Annotated in this window: 14 protein-coding genes and 2 pseudogenes; 12 read left to right on the forward strand and 4 right to left on the reverse strand. The window is 65.8% G+C overall.

The annotated features are described in order from the left end of the window. Window positions 1-295: 295 nt before the first annotated feature. Entirely contained in the window at window positions 296-727 is a 432-nt protein-coding gene (gene queF / locus BMY53_RS11940; RefSeq protein ID WP_092946900.1) for a preQ(1) synthase, read from the forward strand. 22 nt (window positions 728-749) lie between these two features. Then, the gene (locus tag BMY53_RS11945; RefSeq protein ID WP_092946704.1) at window positions 750-1,175 is read left to right on the forward strand and encodes an SET domain-containing protein; all 426 of its coding nucleotides are present in this window, start codon (window positions 750-752) and stop codon (window positions 1,173-1,175) included. A 79-nt stretch (window positions 1,176-1,254) separates the two neighbouring features. Here the strand turns inward: BMY53_RS11945 and BMY53_RS11950 are convergent, their stop codons facing one another. Next, on the reverse strand, window positions 1,255-3,981 hold the full coding sequence (locus BMY53_RS11950; RefSeq protein WP_092946705.1) for an ImpA family metalloprotease: 2,727 nt from the start codon (window positions 3,979-3,981) through the stop codon (window positions 1,255-1,257). 272 nt (window positions 3,982-4,253) lie between these two features. Between BMY53_RS11950 and dapC the strand changes: the two genes are divergently transcribed. The 6 genes from dapC to BMY53_RS11980 all read left to right on the forward strand — a co-directional run bounded on the left by dapC (window position 4,254) and on the right by BMY53_RS11980 (window position 11,843). After that, window positions 4,254-5,519, forward strand: coding sequence for a succinyldiaminopimelate transaminase (gene dapC, locus BMY53_RS11955; protein WP_092946706.1), 1,266 nt, complete (start codon window positions 4,254-4,256; stop codon window positions 5,517-5,519). Between the two features lie 129 nt (window positions 5,520-5,648). Next, window positions 5,649-6,470, forward strand: coding sequence for a 2,3,4,5-tetrahydropyridine-2,6-dicarboxylate N-succinyltransferase (dapD, locus tag BMY53_RS11960; protein WP_092946707.1), 822 nt, complete (start codon window positions 5,649-5,651; stop codon window positions 6,468-6,470). Between the two features lie 90 nt (window positions 6,471-6,560). Then, window positions 6,561-7,721 (forward strand): PilT/PilU family type 4a pilus ATPase, encoded by a 1,161-nt coding sequence (locus tag BMY53_RS11965; protein WP_092946708.1) that lies wholly within the window; start codon window positions 6,561-6,563, stop codon window positions 7,719-7,721. 26 nt (window positions 7,722-7,747) lie between these two features. Further along, window positions 7,748-8,956 (forward strand): succinyl-diaminopimelate desuccinylase, encoded by a 1,209-nt coding sequence (gene dapE / locus BMY53_RS11970; RefSeq protein WP_092946709.1) that lies wholly within the window; start codon window positions 7,748-7,750, stop codon window positions 8,954-8,956. After that, window positions 8,953-9,831 carry a 50S ribosomal protein L3 N(5)-glutamine methyltransferase gene (gene prmB, locus BMY53_RS11975; protein WP_092946710.1) on the forward strand — a complete coding sequence of 293 codons (879 nt, stop codon included), beginning with the start codon at window positions 8,953-8,955 and terminating at the stop codon, window positions 9,829-9,831. The genes dapE and prmB overlap by 4 nt, the downstream gene beginning before the upstream one ends. Further along, the gene (locus BMY53_RS11980) at window positions 9,828-11,843 is read left to right on the forward strand and encodes an ABC-F family ATP-binding cassette domain-containing protein (RefSeq protein WP_092946711.1); all 2,016 of its coding nucleotides are present in this window, start codon (window positions 9,828-9,830) and stop codon (window positions 11,841-11,843) included. The genes prmB and BMY53_RS11980 overlap by 4 nt, the downstream gene beginning before the upstream one ends. Window positions 11,844-11,961: 118 nt before the next feature. Here the strand turns inward: BMY53_RS11980 and BMY53_RS11985 are convergent, their stop codons facing one another. After that, on the reverse strand, window positions 11,962-12,510 hold the full coding sequence (locus BMY53_RS11985) for a hypothetical protein (RefSeq protein ID WP_092946712.1): 549 nt from the start codon (window positions 12,508-12,510) through the stop codon (window positions 11,962-11,964). 85 nt (window positions 12,511-12,595) lie between these two features. Continuing rightward, window positions 12,596-13,174 (reverse strand): annotated as a pseudogene (locus tag BMY53_RS11990) (transposase); the annotation flags it as partial. Between the two features lie 215 nt (window positions 13,175-13,389). On the opposite strand from BMY53_RS11990, the pseudogene BMY53_RS11995 reads away from it, so the two are divergent. The 3 genes and pseudogenes from BMY53_RS11995 to BMY53_RS12005 all read left to right on the forward strand — a co-directional run. Beyond that, window positions 13,390-13,524 (forward strand): annotated as a pseudogene (locus tag BMY53_RS11995) (transposase domain-containing protein); the annotation flags it as partial. Window positions 13,525-14,155: 631 nt separating this feature from the next. Further along, window positions 14,156-14,671 (forward strand): MarR family winged helix-turn-helix transcriptional regulator, encoded by a 516-nt coding sequence (locus BMY53_RS12000; protein WP_092946714.1) that lies wholly within the window; start codon window positions 14,156-14,158, stop codon window positions 14,669-14,671. A 55-nt stretch (window positions 14,672-14,726) separates the two neighbouring features. Continuing rightward, window positions 14,727-15,161 carry an organic hydroperoxide resistance protein gene (locus BMY53_RS12005; protein ID WP_092946715.1) on the forward strand — a complete coding sequence of 145 codons (435 nt, stop codon included), beginning with the start codon at window positions 14,727-14,729 and terminating at the stop codon, window positions 15,159-15,161. Window positions 15,162-15,362: 201 nt separating this feature from the next. Here BMY53_RS12005 and BMY53_RS12010 read toward each other — a convergent pair whose 3' ends face one another. Continuing rightward, on the reverse strand, window positions 15,363-16,301 hold the full coding sequence (locus BMY53_RS12010) for an asparaginase (RefSeq protein WP_092946716.1): 939 nt from the start codon (window positions 16,299-16,301) through the stop codon (window positions 15,363-15,365). A 54-nt stretch (window positions 16,302-16,355) separates the two neighbouring features. Between BMY53_RS12010 and lexA the strand changes: the two genes are divergently transcribed. Further along, window positions 16,356-17,033 (forward strand): transcriptional repressor LexA, encoded by a 678-nt coding sequence (gene lexA, locus BMY53_RS12015; RefSeq protein ID WP_092946717.1) that lies wholly within the window; start codon window positions 16,356-16,358, stop codon window positions 17,031-17,033. The last annotated feature ends 75 nt before the right edge of the window (window positions 17,034-17,108 follow it).

The raw sequence follows: 17,108 nt of genomic DNA on the forward strand, positions 1-17,108 counted from the left end.
CCGCACGACATGTCACCGCGCAACATGTCACTGCACACCGTGTCAACCCACATTGTGCGACCTAAGCCTTTGATTTGATTGTGGAAACGCCCCTGAAAGGGGCGCTTGATTTGCCGCGGATGATACCATCGCGCCCTGCACATGCCGGCCGACCGGTGAGCCGCTTTTTCCCTGACAAATACCCATGGCCAAGACCACACCCGCCAAGCCCCTGAACAAGTCGCCGAACACGGCATCCGCCAAGGCCCCGCGCAAGGCGACCGCTGCCGCCGCGGCCGAGCCCAAGATGCGCGACATGCCGCCCAACCCGCCGAGCAAGCCGAGCAAGGAGATCCACGTCTTCCCCAACCCGGCGCCCGAACGTGACTATGTGATCCAGTTCCAGGTGCCCGAGTTCACCTGCCACTGCCCGCTGACCGGCCAGCCCGACTTCGCGCACTTCACGATCGACATGATCGCGGACAAGTACTGCGTGGAGCTGAAGAGCCTGAAGATGTATTTCTGGAGCTACCGCAACGAGGGTGCGTTCCATGAGAAGGTGACCAACACCATCCTGGACGACATCGTGAAGGTCACCAACCCGCGCTACATCCGCATCACGGCCAAGTGGTACGTGCGTGGGGGCATCTACACGAACGTGGTGGCCGAGCACCGCAAGAAGGGTTGGAAGCCGCTGCCGGCGGTGGACATCCCGTCGCACAGCTTTGAGTCGGGGCTGCTGCGCTGATCCCGCACCCGTCAGGTACTTGATGGCCCTGCGCTTCGACCCCAGCCACACGGATGTTGCCGTGGCGCTCAAGCGCAGCCGGATTGATGGTTACGGCGTCTTTGCCGGGGAAGCCATCGCGTCAGGACGGCGGCTGGGCCTGCTGACCGGTGAGTCCATCACCGTGGCGGAGGCCCGGCGCCGGGCGCAAGCCGGCGGGCGGCTGATGCTGGTGGAACTCTCCCCCGCACGTGCCATTGACGCCAGCCGCTCGCAGGACGCCATGCGCTTCACCAACCACAGTTGTGCGCCCAATGCCCGCATCCAGGTGGAGCACGGCGAGATCAGCTTCCTCGCACTGCGCGACATCGCGACGGGCGAGGAGTTGACCGTGGACTACGGCCTCACCCATCACGATGGGCGCCTCGCCTGCCACTGCGGCGCCCCAAGTTGCCGCCACTGGCTCTAGGGCGCCCCAGCACAAACGCTGCACAACCCCCGCCCCCCGCATTACGCCTCGCGGGCGTTATGCATCGGTTTCCCCAAGCTCAATACGGCCAGGCCGGCAGGCTGCTCTCCACATCCACCCACTGGCCGGCTGCCAACTGGTTGTGCTTGCCCGCGGGCAACGCATAGAAGCTGCGCGGCGCCACAGGAAGACCCAGGTCTGCGATGGAACCCAGCGCCGCGTCGCTCAGCGACAGGCCGTACATCCAGAACACCTTGCGCAGGTCCTGCCCGATGATCTTGGAGCTCAGGACATACAGCAGGTCCTGGTTGGTGATGCTGTTGGTGGCGTAGCGGCCCATGCCGTAGTTGGCGGCGGCGGCCGTGGTGAAGGTCTTGCTCACCAGCCGGTCGCCCTTGGTGAGCAGGCTGAAGTAGTCCAGCGTGCTTTCCATGGTGGGTTGGGCCAGGCTGCTGCGGTACTTGGTGAACAGGAAGGCCAGTTGGAAGTGCACCGGGCGCATGATGTCCTGGCTGCTGTTGTTCCAGACGCGGGTGGTCTGGTCCGCAATCAGCGCGTCGCCACTCAGGCCCGTGGCGCGGTTGGCTTTCACGGCGGCATACAGGCCCGCATGGTCCAGCGGGTGGCCGCTGCTGATGTCCATCCCCAGCAAGGCGTAGGCACGCAAGGCGGTGGCGCTGGCCAGGATGTTGTTGTCGCACTCCGTGGTGCAACCGGTGGTGCCGTCCGGGACGATGTGCATCACACGCTGAACCGTGTTGTGGCCCAACTCGTGCGAATAGCCCCAGCCCAGGCCGATGCCGGCGGCGCCGTCAATCGGGTTGCCGGAGCAAAGGTAACCACATGCGGCGAGCCAGCCCACGAAGTGCTGCACCGAGGGCGCGTCATGCACGCTGCCGTTGCAGGTCCAGTTGAGCGTGCCGCACAAGCTGCTGACCTTGGTGGTCAAGCCCGCGTCGTTGTAGCCGTTGGTGATGTGGTTGCTCATGAAGAGCCCGTCACGGATATGCGTATTGGCGTAGACGGCGGGAGACAGGCTGCCGATGGTGCTCTTGGCGTAGGCCATGATCTGCTGGATCTCGCCCCCCACCACCTTGGTCGTCTGCCAGCCGTAGGTGCCGGCGTTGAGCGCCGCCACGGCGTCCGCGACCTCGGCATCGCTCATGGTCGATGCATAGTCGAAGTGGGCATAGCGGGTCACGCCCTTCACGCGGATCTTCACCACGCTGTTGGCGGTGGCGCCGCTGTAGGTCAGCATCAGCGGGCCGCCGTTGGGCGACACGAATGCCGTGGCGCCGGTGGTGCTCAGCGGAATTTTGAAGGAATGCGGGCGCAGCGGCCGGGCATAGGTGTCGCCAGACTCGGTCAGCGGATTGCCCCAGGTGCGCAGGTAGCTCGTCTGCACGCCCAGCGTGGCGCCGGCTGCCTCCACCACCTCGATCTGCACCCCCTGTGCCGGCAGTGCGCCGCGGCCGATGAGGGTGGTGCCGCTGGCCTGAGGCAGCGTGAGCTGGATCTCCTCGAATGCGGTGCTCGGGCTCAGTGTCTGGGCGCTGGCCGGCATGTAGTCGCCCTGCCCGGCCGTGGCGGCCTTGGTAGCGCTGCGCGCGAACCATTGGAACGCGTCCGTGGCATAGGTTCTGGTGAATGCCACCGCATCGCTGCGGCTCAACCGGCCATAGGCCACGGTGGGGCGCTGCTGGTCAGCCCACAGGACCAGCAGGCGGTAGAGCAGGAAGCGGGCGTCGTCATTGAAGATGTTGACGCTGCTGGTTTGCAGGTTGCCCAGTTCGCCCAGCATGCTGCTGAATGGCGTCAGTGCAGCGCTGTCGGTGTTCAGGTCCAGCGACAGGGTGCTGGCCTGCAGCAGCTTGAGGGAACCGAGCAATTGGCTGAGGGTGGTCTTGGCGCCGAGCACGTCGGCGGCCGTCCGGCCGCTGGACACGGACACACCAGCGGCGGACGCAAAGTAGTTGCCCGGGTAACCGCCCAGCTTCATGCCCAGCCCGGCCAGCACCTGCGAGCCCCCCTCGGACTGGCCCCAGCCCGGGTGCATGTAGATCACGGCCTTGCCAGCCTGAAGGTAGCTCTGCACCTGGGCGGTCAGGGCGGCACTGGCGGTCACGCCACTGCCAAACACGATCAGGTCGGCGTTGTTCCAGCAGGTATTGCTGGTGTCGGCCACGGCGCAGTCGACCGCCTCACCGGTGGCGCCAGTCCGTGTGATGAAGTTCTTGACGTAGCTGGCGGTGTAGCCGGCGGTGGCGTATTTGATGGTGGTGGGCAGAGCGGCACTGCCGCTGCCGGTCATCAGCCATTTGAAGCCGCGCAGGAACATCGGGTAGTGCTGCTGCTCCTTGGCGGTGCCGGCCATCCACTGCAGCACGTCAGCCCCGTAGGCCATGCCGCGCCCCTTGCCGTAGACCGTCACGGCGGCCATGCCGGCGCCGTTGTCGGACTTGATATGGCCCACGGCCGTGGTGGAGCTCAGCGGGGTGATCGTGGCGCTGTTGGTCGTGAGGTTCAGTGACACGTCGGTCACCGCACCGCCGTCGCCGTAGATGGCGGACAGCACACTGGATTCGGACTGCCGCAGGCTGGTTGCCTCCGCGATGGCGCGTTCCAGCAGTGTGGCCGTGTCCTCGCTGGTGAGGCCACTGGGGTCGCCAGCGGCCAGCGCGGTGGTCAGCCGCTGCTCTGCGGCATTGCCACTGTTGGTGTTGCCACCCCCACTTCCGGAGCCACCACCGCAGCCCGCCAATGCCAGGATCAGGGCTCCCAGCAGACCTTGTCTCAAGTGCTTCATTTTTTTCCGGTTTTTTAACGACAGGTCGCGAATGTCCGGACGCACCGTTTCTGTACCGTTTCAGGTTTTCACTCGAAAACTAGGGTGGGCGCTGTTGGAGGGCGGTCGATGTGGAGGCGGATGGGGGCGCGTGGGGGGCGGTTGGGGCCACGATGGGGGGGGCGCGACGAAGGGCTCGGTAAACGGAAGGTGAACCCAACGTTGCCGAGTCAAGTAAGCCCATCATCACAGCAACCGTCCAGCCACTCACCTGCCGCTCTTATGATCCCGGGATGACTGCCACCCCAGCCGCACTGTCGACCACCACCCCGGTCAACCCTCGCCTGGCGCTCCTGAACCCCTACCCGTTCGAACGCCTGCGCGCCCTGACGCAAGACATCGTCCCCAACCCGGACCTGCGCCACATTTCGCTCGGCCTGGGCGAGCCTCGCCATCCGGCGCCCAAGCTGGTCGAAGAGGCCCTCATCGCCAACCTCAAGGGGCTCTCCAACTACCCCAGCACCGCCGGAAACCCCGCCCTGCGCGAGTCCATCGCCGGCTGGATCCAGCGCCGCTACGGCCTGGACGTGGACGCGGCCACCCAGATCCTCCCGGTCATCGGCTCCCGGGAGGCGCTCTTCTCCCTGGCCCAGGTGGTCATCGACCCCACCCGCCCCGGCGCGACGGTCGTCTGCCCCAACCCGTTCTATCAAATCTATGAAGGTGCCGCCCTGCTGGCCGGCGCCACCCCCGCCTTCGCCAACTCCGACCCGCAGCGCAACTTCGCTGCCGACTGGTCGCAGATCGACGAAGCCACCTGGGCCCGCACCCAGCTGCTGTATGTCTGCTCCCCCGGCAACCCCACGGGCGCGGTCATGCCGCTGTCCGAGTGGAAGACCCTGTTCGCGCTCAGTGACCGCTACGGCTTTGTCATCGCCTCGGACGAGTGCTATTCGGAAATCTACTTCCGTGAAGGCCCGGACGCGGCCCCGCTGTCCGGCCTGCAGGCGGCTGTCCAGCTGGGCCGGCCGGACTTCCGCAACCTCATTGCCCTGAGCAGCCTCTCCAAGCGCTCGAATGTGCCCGGCATGCGTTCAGGCTTCGTGGCCGGCGATGCCGCCTGGATCAAACGCTTCCTGCTCTACCGCACCTACCACGGCAGCGCCATGAGCCCCATCGTCCAGGCCGCCAGCGTCGCCGCCTGGAATGACGAAGCCCACGTGGTGGACAACCGCGCCCAATACCGCGCCAAGTTCGCTGCCGTGACGCCTTTGCTGGCCGAGGTGCTGGACGTCGCGCTGCCCGACGCCGGCTTCTATCTCTGGGCCGCGGTGCCGGACGGCGACGACGTCGGTTTCGCCCAAGGCCTGCTGGCTCAATACAATGTGGGTGTTCTGCCGGGCAGCCTGCTGGCGCGCGAGGCCCATGGCGTCAATCCGGGCGCCGGGCGGATCCGTCTTGCGCTGGTGGCTGAACAGGCGGAGTGCCTGGAAGCCGCGCAGCGCATCGTGACCTATACCCGCAGCCGGTTCCCGCAGGCTGGCACCCGGGCAGCCTGATGCGGCGCCGGACCCGGCTTCAATTTTCAACCTCGTCATTCACCGCCCCGGCTCCGCGCAGGCCCGACGCTTCGTCTGGCCACCCGTGAGGCCGAGTCGCTCCCCACCACCCTCCATCGACCAACTGCCATGACGCAAGACCTGCAATCCATCATCGACCTGGCCTGGGAAGGCCGCGCCAACCTCAATCCTGCCAACGCCCCGGAAGTTCGCCAGGCCGTGGATCAGGTCGTGGCCGCCCTGGACGCAGGCACCCTGCGCGTGGCTGAACGCCAGAGCGTGGGCGAATGGACCGTGCACCAGTGGGTCAAGAAGGCCGTGCTGCTGTCCTTCCGCCTGAATGACAACCGCCAGATGGGCGCTGGCGACATGACCTTCTTCGACAAGGTCCCCACCAAGTTCGGCGGCCTGAGCGCCGACCAGTTGCGTGCCACCGGCGTGCGCGTGGTGCCCCCGGCGGTCGCTCGTCGCGGCAGCTTCATGGCCCGCAACGTCATCCTGATGCCCTCCTACGTCAACATCGGCGCCTATGTCGATGAAGGCACCATGGTGGACACCTGGGCCACCGTGGGCTCCTGCGCCCAGATCGGCAAGAACGTCCACCTGAGCGGCGGCGTGGGCATCGGCGGCGTGCTGGAACCCCTGCAGGCCAACCCGACCATCATCGAGGACAACTGCTTCATCGGTGCCCGCTCGGAGATCGTCGAAGGCGTGATCGTGGAGGAAAACTCGGTGATCTCCATGGGCGTCTACATCGGCCAGAGCACCCCCATCTACGACCGCGAAGCCGATACCGTGACCTATGGCCGCGTTCCGGCCGGTTCGGTGGTCATCAGCGGCTCCCTGCCCAAGAATGATGGCAAGTACAGCCTGTACGCTGCGATCATCGTGAAGAAGGTGGATGCCGGCACACGTGCAAAAACCAGCATCAACGACCTGCTGCGCGCCTGAGTTACCTCCTTTTTCATCCCGAGGGCTGGCGGCGGCTGATACAAATTCGATAATCGCGGATTCGGCCGCTGGCCAGATGGGAAGGGACACATGAGCACGGGAAACATGGAGCGGATCCTCCGCCTGATGGCGGAAAAGGGAGCGTCCGACACTTATCTGTCGGCCAACATGCCGGTCTTGATCCGCATCAACGGCCAGATGGTCCAGGTGTCGGACCAACTGCTGACCCCCGCCCAGCCCAAGCAGCTCATCGCCGAAGTCATCGACCCGCAGCATCTGGCCGAGCTGGAACAGACGGGCGAGCTCAACCTGGCGGTCTCCATCCCCAAGGTCGGCAGCTTCCGGCTGTCCGGCTTCCGCCAGCGTGGGTCGATTGCGGCGGTGTTCCGCCACATTCCGCACGTCATCCCCTCGCTCGACAGCCTCAGCCTGCCCACCATCCTGGGCAAGCTGGTGACCGAGAAGCGGGGGCTGATCCTGATGGTGGGCGCCACCGGCACCGGCAAGAGCACCACGCTCGCCTCCATGCTGGAGCACCGCAACCAGACCATGACCGGGCACATCCTCACCATCGAGGACCCGGTGGAATACCTCTTTGCCAACAAGCGCTCGCTGGTCAACCAGCGGGAAGTGGGCCGGGACACGGCCACGCTGCAGGTGGCCCTGAAGAACGCCCTGCGCCAGGCGCCCGATTGCATCCTGATCGGCGAAATCCGGGACCGCGACACCATGACGGCCGCGATCTCCTACGCTCTCTCCGGCCACCTGGTGCTGGCCACGCTGCACGGCAACAACAGCTACCACGCGCTCAACCGGATCATGTCCTTCTACACGCCGGAATCCCGTCCGGCCATGCTGAATGACCTGGGTGCCGGCCTGAAGGCAGTGGTGTCGCAGCGTCTGCTTCGCTCCACCCAGGGCGGCCGGGTGCCGGCCATTGAAATCCTGCTCAACACCAAGCTGATCTCCGAACTGATCGAGCAAGGCGACTTCGCCGGGGTGAAGGAAGCGATGGAAAAATCCATCGCCGAAGGCTCGCAAAGCTTCGAGGAACACTTCGCCCAACTCATCAACAGCGGCGCCATCACCCGGGAAGAAGGCCTGGCCTTTGCCGACTCGCCGACCAACCTGTTGTGGCGTCTGCAAAACGACATGGCCGGCGGCAAGCAGCAAGGCGCCGCCAAGAAGGAAGAGCCGGCGGCGGACGAAGCCAGCTTCACCTCCATCACGCTGGACGTGCAGCCCGGCTGAAGCGCCCGGTCGTCTTGAAGGAACGCATGGCCGTAGCTCCCCACTCCCCGCCCCTCTCGGTGCCCGGCGCCCTGCCCTCCGAGGTGGAGGACCGTACGCTGGCCCTGCTGGAGCAGTTGATCGCTCGCCCCTCGGTCACGCCCAATGACGCGGGCTGCCTGGCACTGATCGGCGACCGACTGGCCACGCTGGGTTTCACCCTGGAGCGGATGGACAGCGGCCCGGCCGATTTCCACGTGCACAACCTCTGGGCGGTGAAGGACGGCAGCACGGCCGCTGCGCCGCGCCTGGTCTTTGCCGGCCACACCGACGTGGTGCCCACCGGTGAACTGGCGCGCTGGACCAGCGACCCCTTTGTGCCCACGGTGCGGGACGGCCATCTGTATGGCCGCGGCGCAGCGGACATGAAGACCTCGCTGGCGGCCATGGTGGTGGCGGTGGAAGATTTCGTCGCCGCCCATCCCGCCCATGCCGGCAGCATTGCCTTCTTGCTGACCAGCGACGAAGAAGGCCCGGCGCGGGACGGGACCGTCGTCTGCGTGAACCGCCTGCGGGAGCGCGGCGAACGGCTGGACTTCTGCATCGTCGGTGAACCCACCTCGGTGGAACGGCTGGGCGACACGGTCAAGAACGGCCGCCGCGGCTCCTTGTCCGGCCGGCTGCGCGTGATCGGCATCCAGGGCCATGTGGCCTACCCGCACCTGGCGCGCAACCCGGTGCATCAGGCCGCACCGGCGCTGGCCGCACTGGCTGCCCTGCAATGGGATGCCGGCAACGCGTACTTCCCCCCCACCACCTTCCAGATCTCCAACATCCAGGCCGGTACCGGCGCGGGCAATGTGATCCCGGGCGAGCTGGTGGTGGACTTCAACTTCCGCTTCTCCACCGAGTCCACGCCCCAGAGCCTGCGTGAACGCGTGCAGACGCTGCTGGAGCAGCACGGCCTGGAATACCACCTCGACTGGACGCTCTCCGGCCAACCGTTCCTCACCCCTGTGGGCACGCTCTCGGCGGCCATCAGTGCCGCCATCGCCGAGGAAACCGGCGTGACGACGGAGCTCTCCACCACCGGAGGCACCTCGGACGGCCGCTTCATTGCGCAGATCTGCCCGCAGGTGGTGGAATTCGGACCGCTCAATGCGAGCATCCACAAGATCAACGAATATGTGCCGCTGGACCAGATCGCCCCCTTGGCGCGCATCTACCGCCGCACGCTGGAGCATTTGCTGCTGTGACGCTGCTGGAATTGATTGAGGCCCAGGCCGCCCGCCTCCATGAGGCGGGCGTTTCATTTGGGCATGGCACCACCAACGCCTTTGACGAGGCCGCCTGGCTGGTGATGTGGAAACTGGGCATCCCGCTGGAAGCCCTGGATGAGCACGCCAGTGACGAGGTGCCCGCCGCTGCGGCGGATGAGGCCCAGGCGCTGGTGCAGGAGCGCATCGTGAGCCGCAAGCCGGCGGCCTACCTCACGGGGGAAGCCTGGTTGCAGGGCGTGCCGTTCTATGTGGATGAGCGCAGCATCGTGCCGCGCAGCTTCATTGCGGAGCTGATCGCCGATGCCACCATTGACGCCTGGCTCTCCGACGAGACCACCCGCGTGCTGGACCTGTGCACCGGCAATGGCAGCCTGGCTGTGCTGGCGGCCATGGCCTGGCCGGAGGTCTCGGTGGACGCCATCGACCTGAGCACGGACGCACTGGCCGTGGCCCGCATCAATGTGGACCGTCATGCGCTGGCCGCACGCATCCGCTTGCTCCAGGGCGATGGCCTGGCACCGGCCGATGGCGCTTATGACCTGATCCTGTGCAACCCGCCCTATGTGAACAGCGCCTCCATGGGGGTGCTGCCGCTGGAATACCGCGCCGAGCCCGAACTGGCCCTGGCCGGTGGCGAGGATGGCATGGACTTCATCCGCCAGTTGCTGGCCCGGGCGCCGGATCACCTCACCGAGCACGGCGTGCTGGTGCTGGAGATCGGCAATGAACGGGCGTTCTTCGAGGCCGCGTTCCCGCGCCTGGAGGCCGCCTGGTTGGAAACGTCAGCCGGCGAGGACCAGGTCCTGCTGCTGACCCGTAGCGCTTTGATGGCACTGGTGGCCGCACGATGATCACATTACGAAACATCACGCTGCGGCGTGGCACGAAGGTGGTGCTGGACGATGCCAGCGTCACCCTGCAACCCGGCGAAAAGGTCGGCCTGGTGGGCCGTAACGGCGCCGGCAAGTCCAGCCTGTTTGCCTTGCTGACCGACCGGCTGCACAGCGACAAGGGTGATGTCGAGATCCCGCGCCAGTGGGCTGTGGGCGAAGTGGCCCAGAACATGCCGGAAACCGAGATTCCGGCCACCGAATTCGTGCTGGAGGGCGACACCCGCCTGATGGCCGCCCGTGCGGCATTGCAAAAGGCCGAGGACGAAGACGACGGCCACGCCATCGCCGAGGCCCACGGCCTGCTGATGGACGCTGGTGCCTTCGACGCCCCTGCCCGTGCGCAGGCCCTGCTGATGGGCCTGGGCTTCAAGGGGGCGCAGGTGGATGCCCCCGTCAACAGCTTCTCCGGCGGCTGGCGCATGCGCCTGCAACTGGCCCGCGCGCTGATGTGCCCGGCCGACCTGATGCTGCTGGACGAGCCCACCAACCACTTGGACCTGGACGCCCTGGTCTGGCTGGAAGCCTGGTTGCAGCGTTATGAAGGCACGCTGATCATCATCAGCCATGACCGCGAATTCCTGGACGCGATCACCAAGGTCACGCTGCATCTGGACGAGGCCAAGCTGCACCGTTATGGCGGCAACTACACCGCCTTCGAAGCCATGCGCGCCGAGCGCATGGTGTTGCAGCAGGCTGCGTTCGATAAGCAGCAGGACCGTATGGCCCACCTGCAGAAGTTCATCGACCGTTTCAAGGCCAAGGCCAGCAAGGCCAAGCAGGCTCAGAGCCGGGTGAAGGCGCTGGAGCGGATGGAACGACTCGCGCCGGTGTTGACGTCGGCAGATTTCAGCTTCTCGTTCCGTGAGCCGCTGAACCTGCCCAATCCGATGCTGATGTTCGATGAGGTGGCCGTCGGTTATCTCACGCCGGATGCGCCGGAAGGCGACCAGAAGGTCATCGTGCGGGGCATCGACCGCTCCGTGCTGGCCGGTCAGCGCTTTGGCATCCTGGGCGCCAACGGGCAGGGCAAGTCCACGCTGGTGAAGACGATCGCCCGCATGCAGCCCTCGCTGGGCGGCACCATCACCGAAGGCAAGGGCCTCTCCATCGGCTACTTCGCGCAGCAGGAAATGGACGTGCTGCGGCCCGATGAAGGCCCGCTGGAGCACATGGTGCGGCTGGCCAAGGAAGTCAGCCCCTCCGCGCGTGAGCAGGAGCTGCGGGATTTCCTCGGCCAGTTCCGCTTTGTGGGCGAGATGGTCAACCAGGCGGTGGGCAGCCTCTCCGGCGGCGAAAAGGCCCGGCTGGTGCTGGCCATGCTGGTGTGGCAGCGCCCCAACCTGCTGCTGCTGGATGAACCGACCAACCATCTGGACCTGCAGACCCGCGAAGCGCTCTCCATGGCGTTGAACGAGTTCGAAGGCACCGTGATGCTGGTGAGCCACGACCGGGCCCTGCTGCGCGAGGTCTGCGACGAATTCTGGCTGGTGGCCGAGGGCAAGGTCGCGCCGTTCGACGGGGACCTGGACGACTACCAGCGCTGGCTGTTGGAACAATCCAAGGAAGCGGCCAAGCTGGCCCGGGAACAGGCCAAGCGTGACGCTGCCGCTGCGGCCGGTGGCAAGTCAGTGGCGGCCGCCCCGACGCCCGTGGCGGCTCCGGTGGCACCCGCGCCGGCTTCGGCGCCCGTGAAGCGCGAAGACCGCAAGGCTTCCGGCCAGGCGCGTCAGCGTGTGGCGGAACAGACCCGACCGCTGCGCAAGGAGATGGAGCAGATCGATGCCCGCCTCAAGGCCTTGCATGCGGAGCGCGACAAGCTGGAGGCCGAACTCGCCACCGGGACGCTCCCGCCAGCGCAGATCGTCGACGCGGGCAAGCGCCTGAAGGCGATCAGCGACGAGGCGGAAGAGAAGGAACTGCGCTGGCTGGAACTGAGCGAGCAGGTGGACGCGCTGCAGACAGCGAGCTGAGGGCCTGGCCCTCAACCCGGACCTCTTTCTTGGGCGATACGCCCGCCGCGCTGTTCCTGCGGCCCTTCCTTCGGGTGTTGCGCCGTATGCGTACGGTGAACCCACCTTGCGGTCGTGACTAGGAGGACCGGGCCGGTTGCTCGATGGAATCGAGCGCGACGATTCCGGGATACGTTTGCAGCCGTTTAAAGCGGCTGCGGTGGTAGCAGTCCCAGTAACTCGTAGCCCGTCGCCTTGTTGTTGCCATGAACTGAGGGTTCGCCGCTGCGAACTCTGAGAGGTGTTCGGGGTTCATGCGCGGGACGGCCGCGGCAATCAGTTCCACTATCTCAAGGACGTATTCGCCGACGAGCTGCACGATGAACGGAACAACCCATGCTCGGTCAACGGCCACGATCTGTCTCAGGCATTCCTCGCGAATGTGGCCATCGCAGTGCCTCGTCCCGAGGCAGAGCGCGAGTGTCCGAGGGTCACCCGTCGACGTTGCGATCACCGAATGAAGACTCTTGGGGGAATAGTAGACCCGACCGGGCGCAGAGAGCGACTCTCCCTGCACAGAGACTTGGAAGCCCTGCCGCGCCGGTACAAGCTCTGCGACGGGAAGCACACGTAGCAACGCCAGTGCAGCGGGTTGCAGCGAAGCGGGGAAGATCGGTTGGTAAGTCATCAGTGCAGCCAGATTTGAGCTTCATCGGTCGCCGACGTTGCGCCTGACTGCGGGCAAAATGCTCCGCGCAGGGAGCGATGCTACTTCATGCTGTGCCGCTCCGCTCCCATAGATGCGGCAGCAGTTCTCCGATCCGGCTGGCGGGCTGCGTCGGCAGCCGCATCAGAACGTCGCGAAGATAAAGGTAGGGATCGTGACCGTTGATGCGGGCAGAGTGCACGAGGCTCATGACCGCTGAGGCCCGCTTGCCGGCGCGCAGGCAGCCGGCGAAGAGCCAGTTCGCTCTTCCAAGGGCAATCGGGCGGATTTGATTCTCGACGCAGTTGTTCGAGATCGGCAGATCGCCGAAGCGCGTGAGCGCATCCCAGCGAGCAAGGCTGTAGGCGATGGCCTTCGCGGTGGCCGAGCCCTCCGGCACCTGGCGCCGCTGAGCGAGCAGCCATCGGTGCAAGGCGGCGGCAACCCGGCGCGACTTGCGTTGGCGTATTCGTCGTCGCTCATCGGCGGTGCACGCGGCGACCTCGTCTTCGATTCGGAAGAGCAGCTGGAAGTAGCGCAGAGCCTGCTCGCCGACCGGGCTGCCGTGATTGGCCCACAACTCGTGGAACTTCCGCCTGGCGTGCGCGACGCATCCAACGCCGGTCACGCCGCGCTCGAAGCTGCTCGTCCTTGGCGGCGACCTGCGCCATCAACGTCAGCAGTGCTTCGCGCATCTGCTGCGGATCGAGGCCGTCCAGGGATTGCGAGGCGATCACGGAACGTGATCGTGCCGGGCCGACAGGCCACTGCCCATCGGCGCATTCTCGGATTGCGCTGCTACAGGACCCGGATGACGCCGGCTTCGCCGATACGTTGCCAGGGCAGGCCCAGCACGAGTGCGTCCAGACGGCGAAGCTCAGCGGCCACGACCCATACGCATACATGCGTGACGTGCTGGAGCGGCTGCCCACTCAACCAGCCAAACGAATCGAGGAGTTGCTGCCACACCGCTGGGTCCCGCGCCCGCCCCGATGACGGCATACTGACTCGACCGCCTGCCTCCATCAGTCTTCAGAGTCGGTTCAAGCAACCTTTTACCCATGCGTTCTCTTCGTGTTGATCAGTTCGAGTTCTCGGATTCCGGAAGTGAGGAGGCTCTAGAGATTGACTGGTCGCGACAGTCCACATTTCCGCATCCAGATGTCCGTTCGTTCGTTGGTTCAACTGTTGGTGCTGATGCCGCAGCCTCAATTGCGGCGCCACAGCCGTTCTATCGGATATCGGGGAATGGCACGGTGAGCGATTACCTAAAGCGATACGCCAACATCGATGTGCCATCGCATTGCGATTGGGCGACACATGTGATCCGGGATGACTCCTGGGACGCGGTTCACTTGGTCGTCTGTGGGCCGAGCTTCTTCGTGCGCTACCGCTGGTCAACTTCTGCATGACCTACGACAGGTGTCACGCCTTGCGCCGGTAGGCTCCGCCGTCGTACCGTTCTTGGCTCAAACGAGATGAGCCAGTACCTCCCGTGTCAAGGATATGGCCAGCCGCTTACGTTCCATAGACGTGCATGTCAGTGCACGCGCTGCCACCACTCGGCAGGCCAGCGGAAAGACCACATTGATTGTGCGCAATTGAATTGCTCGCTACATTAACACCCATGTCGAACGCAAACCCCCACCAGACACAGGCAGCTGCCCCCGAGGCCGCGCCCGTGGACTGGTTGCATCTCGACCATCAACTGTGTTTTGCGCTCTATGCCAGCTCGCTGGCCATGACCAAGCTGTACAAGCCACTTCTGGCACCGCTGGGCCTGACCTATCCGCAGTACCTGGTGATGCTGGTGTTGTGGGAGGCTGAGGGCTTGGCCGTATCGGCGCTAGGCCAGCGGCTGGGCCTGGACTCCGGCACGCTGACGCCCCTGCTCAAGCGGCTGGAGGCGCTGGCACTGATCGAGCGCCGCCGCAGCACCAAGGACGAACGCCGTGTGGACATCTTCCTGACGGATGAGGGGCGCGGCCTGCGAGCCCGGGCGCTCAGCATTCCCGAACAACTGGCCTGTGCCAGCGCGTGCAGCCTGGATGAGCTACAGACGCTGACCCGCCAGCTGCAAAACTTGCGGTCCAGTGTCCTGAATCATCTGGACCCGACCGACCGCACTTCCGCCCCGGGCTGAGCCCGGACCCGATCCACCGATTTCACACCCAACCACTTCATTCAAGGAGCACTTCATGGCCATCGAGAAAGCCCTCTACACCGCTACCGCCACCGCCACCGGAGGCCGCGCCGGCACGGCCCAGTCGTCTGACGGCGCCCTGAAGGTCGACCTGTCCACGCCCAAGGAACTCGGCGGCGCGGGCGGCAACGGCACCAACCCGGAACAGCTGTTTGCTGCGGGCTATTCGGCCTGCTTCATCGGCGCGATGAAGGCCGTGGCGGCCCGCCAGAAGCTGACCCTGCCGGCGGAAGTCTCGATCACGAGCGATGTCTCCATCGGCCCGCACGCCAACAAGCCGGGTGCCTTCGGCATCGCCGTGGCGATGAAGATCTCGGTGCCGGGCCTGGACCGCGCCGAACTGGAGACCCTGGTGGCGACCGCTCACGAGGTCTGCCCCTACTCCAATGCCACGCGCGGCAACATCGACGTCACGCTGACGGTGGTCTGAGAGGCAGGGGTTCGCGAAGCGGCGAGCCCCGCAACAAGCTCAGACGAAGCGCTCGGTCACCAACTCGGCCACAAGCTCGGTCACGAGCTCGGTGAGGAGTTCTGACCATGCGCCAGACTCGGCGGCGGACCTGCGGGAGCAGGCTCCGCCGCTGATCGTTTCAGCGGGGATGGATGATCCCTGGCGCCAGACCAGCACGCATCAGTGTGTGCGCTTGAGCAGTTCCAGCGTCAGTTCAATGCGAGCCGCCCAAGGTGACAGGGCAGCCGCTTTTTCTTCTGGTGCCCCAACGATGCGACCTTGTGCACAGCGGGTGGTGCGCCAGACCGGCACGCCTGCGTCCCGCAGCGCCTGAATCGGTGCGGACAGCGCCTCATGCACGGTGCCGTTGCCGGTGCAAGCCAGCACCACGCCCTGCACGCCCGCCGTGTGCCAGGCTTGCAGTGCGCGCGCCTGCGCACCCGCATGGCTGGCCAGCACCTCCACCCATGGCCACCGCGCCGCATCCTCCGGCAAGAGTGAAGCGCCCAGCGCCTCACCTCGCGGCCATTCGCGAAAACGTCGCAGGACGCCCTCCTCCACCACCCCCAGCAGGCCACCATCGGGCCCGGCATCAAAGGCATCGAGCCGGTAGCTGTGTGTCTTGCGCAGTTCCAGCCCGTGCAAGACCTGGCCCGCCACCACGGCAACCACCCCTTGGGCACCATCGGCCTTGACCACCGCCACTGCATCCAGCAGGTTCTGCGGGCCGTCCGCCTGGATGGCGGTGGCCGGGCGCATGGCGGCGGTAAGCACCACCGGCTTGCGCGGGGCCAGCACGCGCTGCAGCAGGTAAGCCGTTTCCTCCAGTGTGTCCGTGCCGTGGGTGATCACAATGCCGCGCACCTCAGGGCGATCCAGGTGCTCTTGCACCCGCCGCGCCAGGCGGGCCCAGGTGGGGTGGTCCATGTCCTTGCTGTCCAGCTGCGCCAGTTGCTCGGCCTCCAGCGGCTCCGCCTGCAGTGCCGGAATGGCCGCCACCAGGGAGGCTACCGAGAGCTGGCCGGCCTTGTAGCCCACGTTGTCCGTGGCACTGCCAGCGGCCCCGGCAATGGTGCCGCCGGTGCCGATGATGACGATTTGCTCAACGCGGCTTTGCAATTTGGCTTCTCCTGGATAAAAATACAGATTACTGGATGGATACTCAGGCCGAATGTGAACACACCACCAAAACTCACCGCTCGCCAGCAGCAGATCTTTGACCTGGTCCGGCGCAGCATTGAACGCACCGGCTCGCCGCCCACCCGCGCAGAGATCGCGCAGCAGCTGGGCTTCCGCTCCGCCAACGCGGCCGAAGAGCATCTGCAGGCCTTGGCCCGCAAGGGTGTGATCGAATTGGTGGGAGGCACGGCCCGCGGCATCCGCCTGCCCTCGCCGGCGCTGAAGCAGGTGAATCAGGCGCGTGAGCACAGCCAGTTTGCGCTGCCGCTGCCCAACCTGTCGCAGCTCACCTTGCCCCTGGTGGGGCGGGTCGCTGCAGGGGCGCCCATCCTCGCCGAGGAACATGTCGAGCAGCACTATAGCGTCGACCCTTCCACCTTCGCCCGCGTGCCCGACTACCTGCTGCGCGTGCGTGGCATGAGCATGAAGGACATCGGCATCATGGACGGCGACCTGCTCGCGGTCCAGAAAGCCAGCGAAGCACGCAATGGTCAGATCGTGGTGGCCCGGCTGGGCGACGAGGTCACAGTGAAGCGTTTCCAGCGCCATGCAGGCGGCGTCCGGCTGCTGCCGGAAAACACCGACTTCCAGCCCATCGAGGTGGAGGCGGGAGACGAATCCTTCGCCCTGGAAGGACTGGCGGTAGGCTTGATCCGCGCGCAGTTCAGCTGAGTAGCTGGGAGGCACGCGCGGTGGGGGCGTGACCATCACGCACCCACCACTGCGCCGCCACCACACCCCACCGAA

Origin of the sequence: Roseateles sp. YR242 (genome assembly GCF_900109745.1) — a bacterium.
Classification (GTDB): domain Bacteria; phylum Pseudomonadota; class Gammaproteobacteria; order Burkholderiales; family Burkholderiaceae_C; genus Roseateles.

Bases quoted from the DNA above. Each gene is read 5' to 3' on its own strand.
- queF (WP_092946900.1), top strand. From the start codon at position 296: ATGCCGCCCAACCCGCCGAGCAAGCCGAGCAAGGAGATCCACGTCTTC.
- BMY53_RS11945 (WP_092946704.1), top strand. From the start codon at position 750: ATGGCCCTGCGCTTCGACCCCAGCCACACGGATGTTGCCGTGGCGCTC.
- BMY53_RS11950 (WP_092946705.1), bottom strand. From the start codon at position 3,981: ATGAAGCACTTGAGACAAGGTCTGCTGGGAGCCCTGATCCTGGCATTG.
- dapC (WP_092946706.1), top strand. From the start codon at position 4,254: ATGACTGCCACCCCAGCCGCACTGTCGACCACCACCCCGGTCAACCCT.
- dapD (WP_092946707.1), top strand. From the start codon at position 5,649: ATGACGCAAGACCTGCAATCCATCATCGACCTGGCCTGGGAAGGCCGC.
- BMY53_RS11965 (WP_092946708.1), top strand. From the start codon at position 6,561: ATGAGCACGGGAAACATGGAGCGGATCCTCCGCCTGATGGCGGAAAAG.
- dapE (WP_092946709.1), top strand. From the start codon at position 7,748: ATGGCCGTAGCTCCCCACTCCCCGCCCCTCTCGGTGCCCGGCGCCCTG.
- BMY53_RS11980 (WP_092946711.1), top strand. From the start codon at position 9,828: ATGATCACATTACGAAACATCACGCTGCGGCGTGGCACGAAGGTGGTG.
- BMY53_RS11985 (WP_092946712.1), bottom strand. From the start codon at position 12,510: ATGACTTACCAACCGATCTTCCCCGCTTCGCTGCAACCCGCTGCACTG.
- BMY53_RS12000 (WP_092946714.1), top strand. From the start codon at position 14,156: ATGTCGAACGCAAACCCCCACCAGACACAGGCAGCTGCCCCCGAGGCC.
- BMY53_RS12005 (WP_092946715.1), top strand. From the start codon at position 14,727: ATGGCCATCGAGAAAGCCCTCTACACCGCTACCGCCACCGCCACCGGA.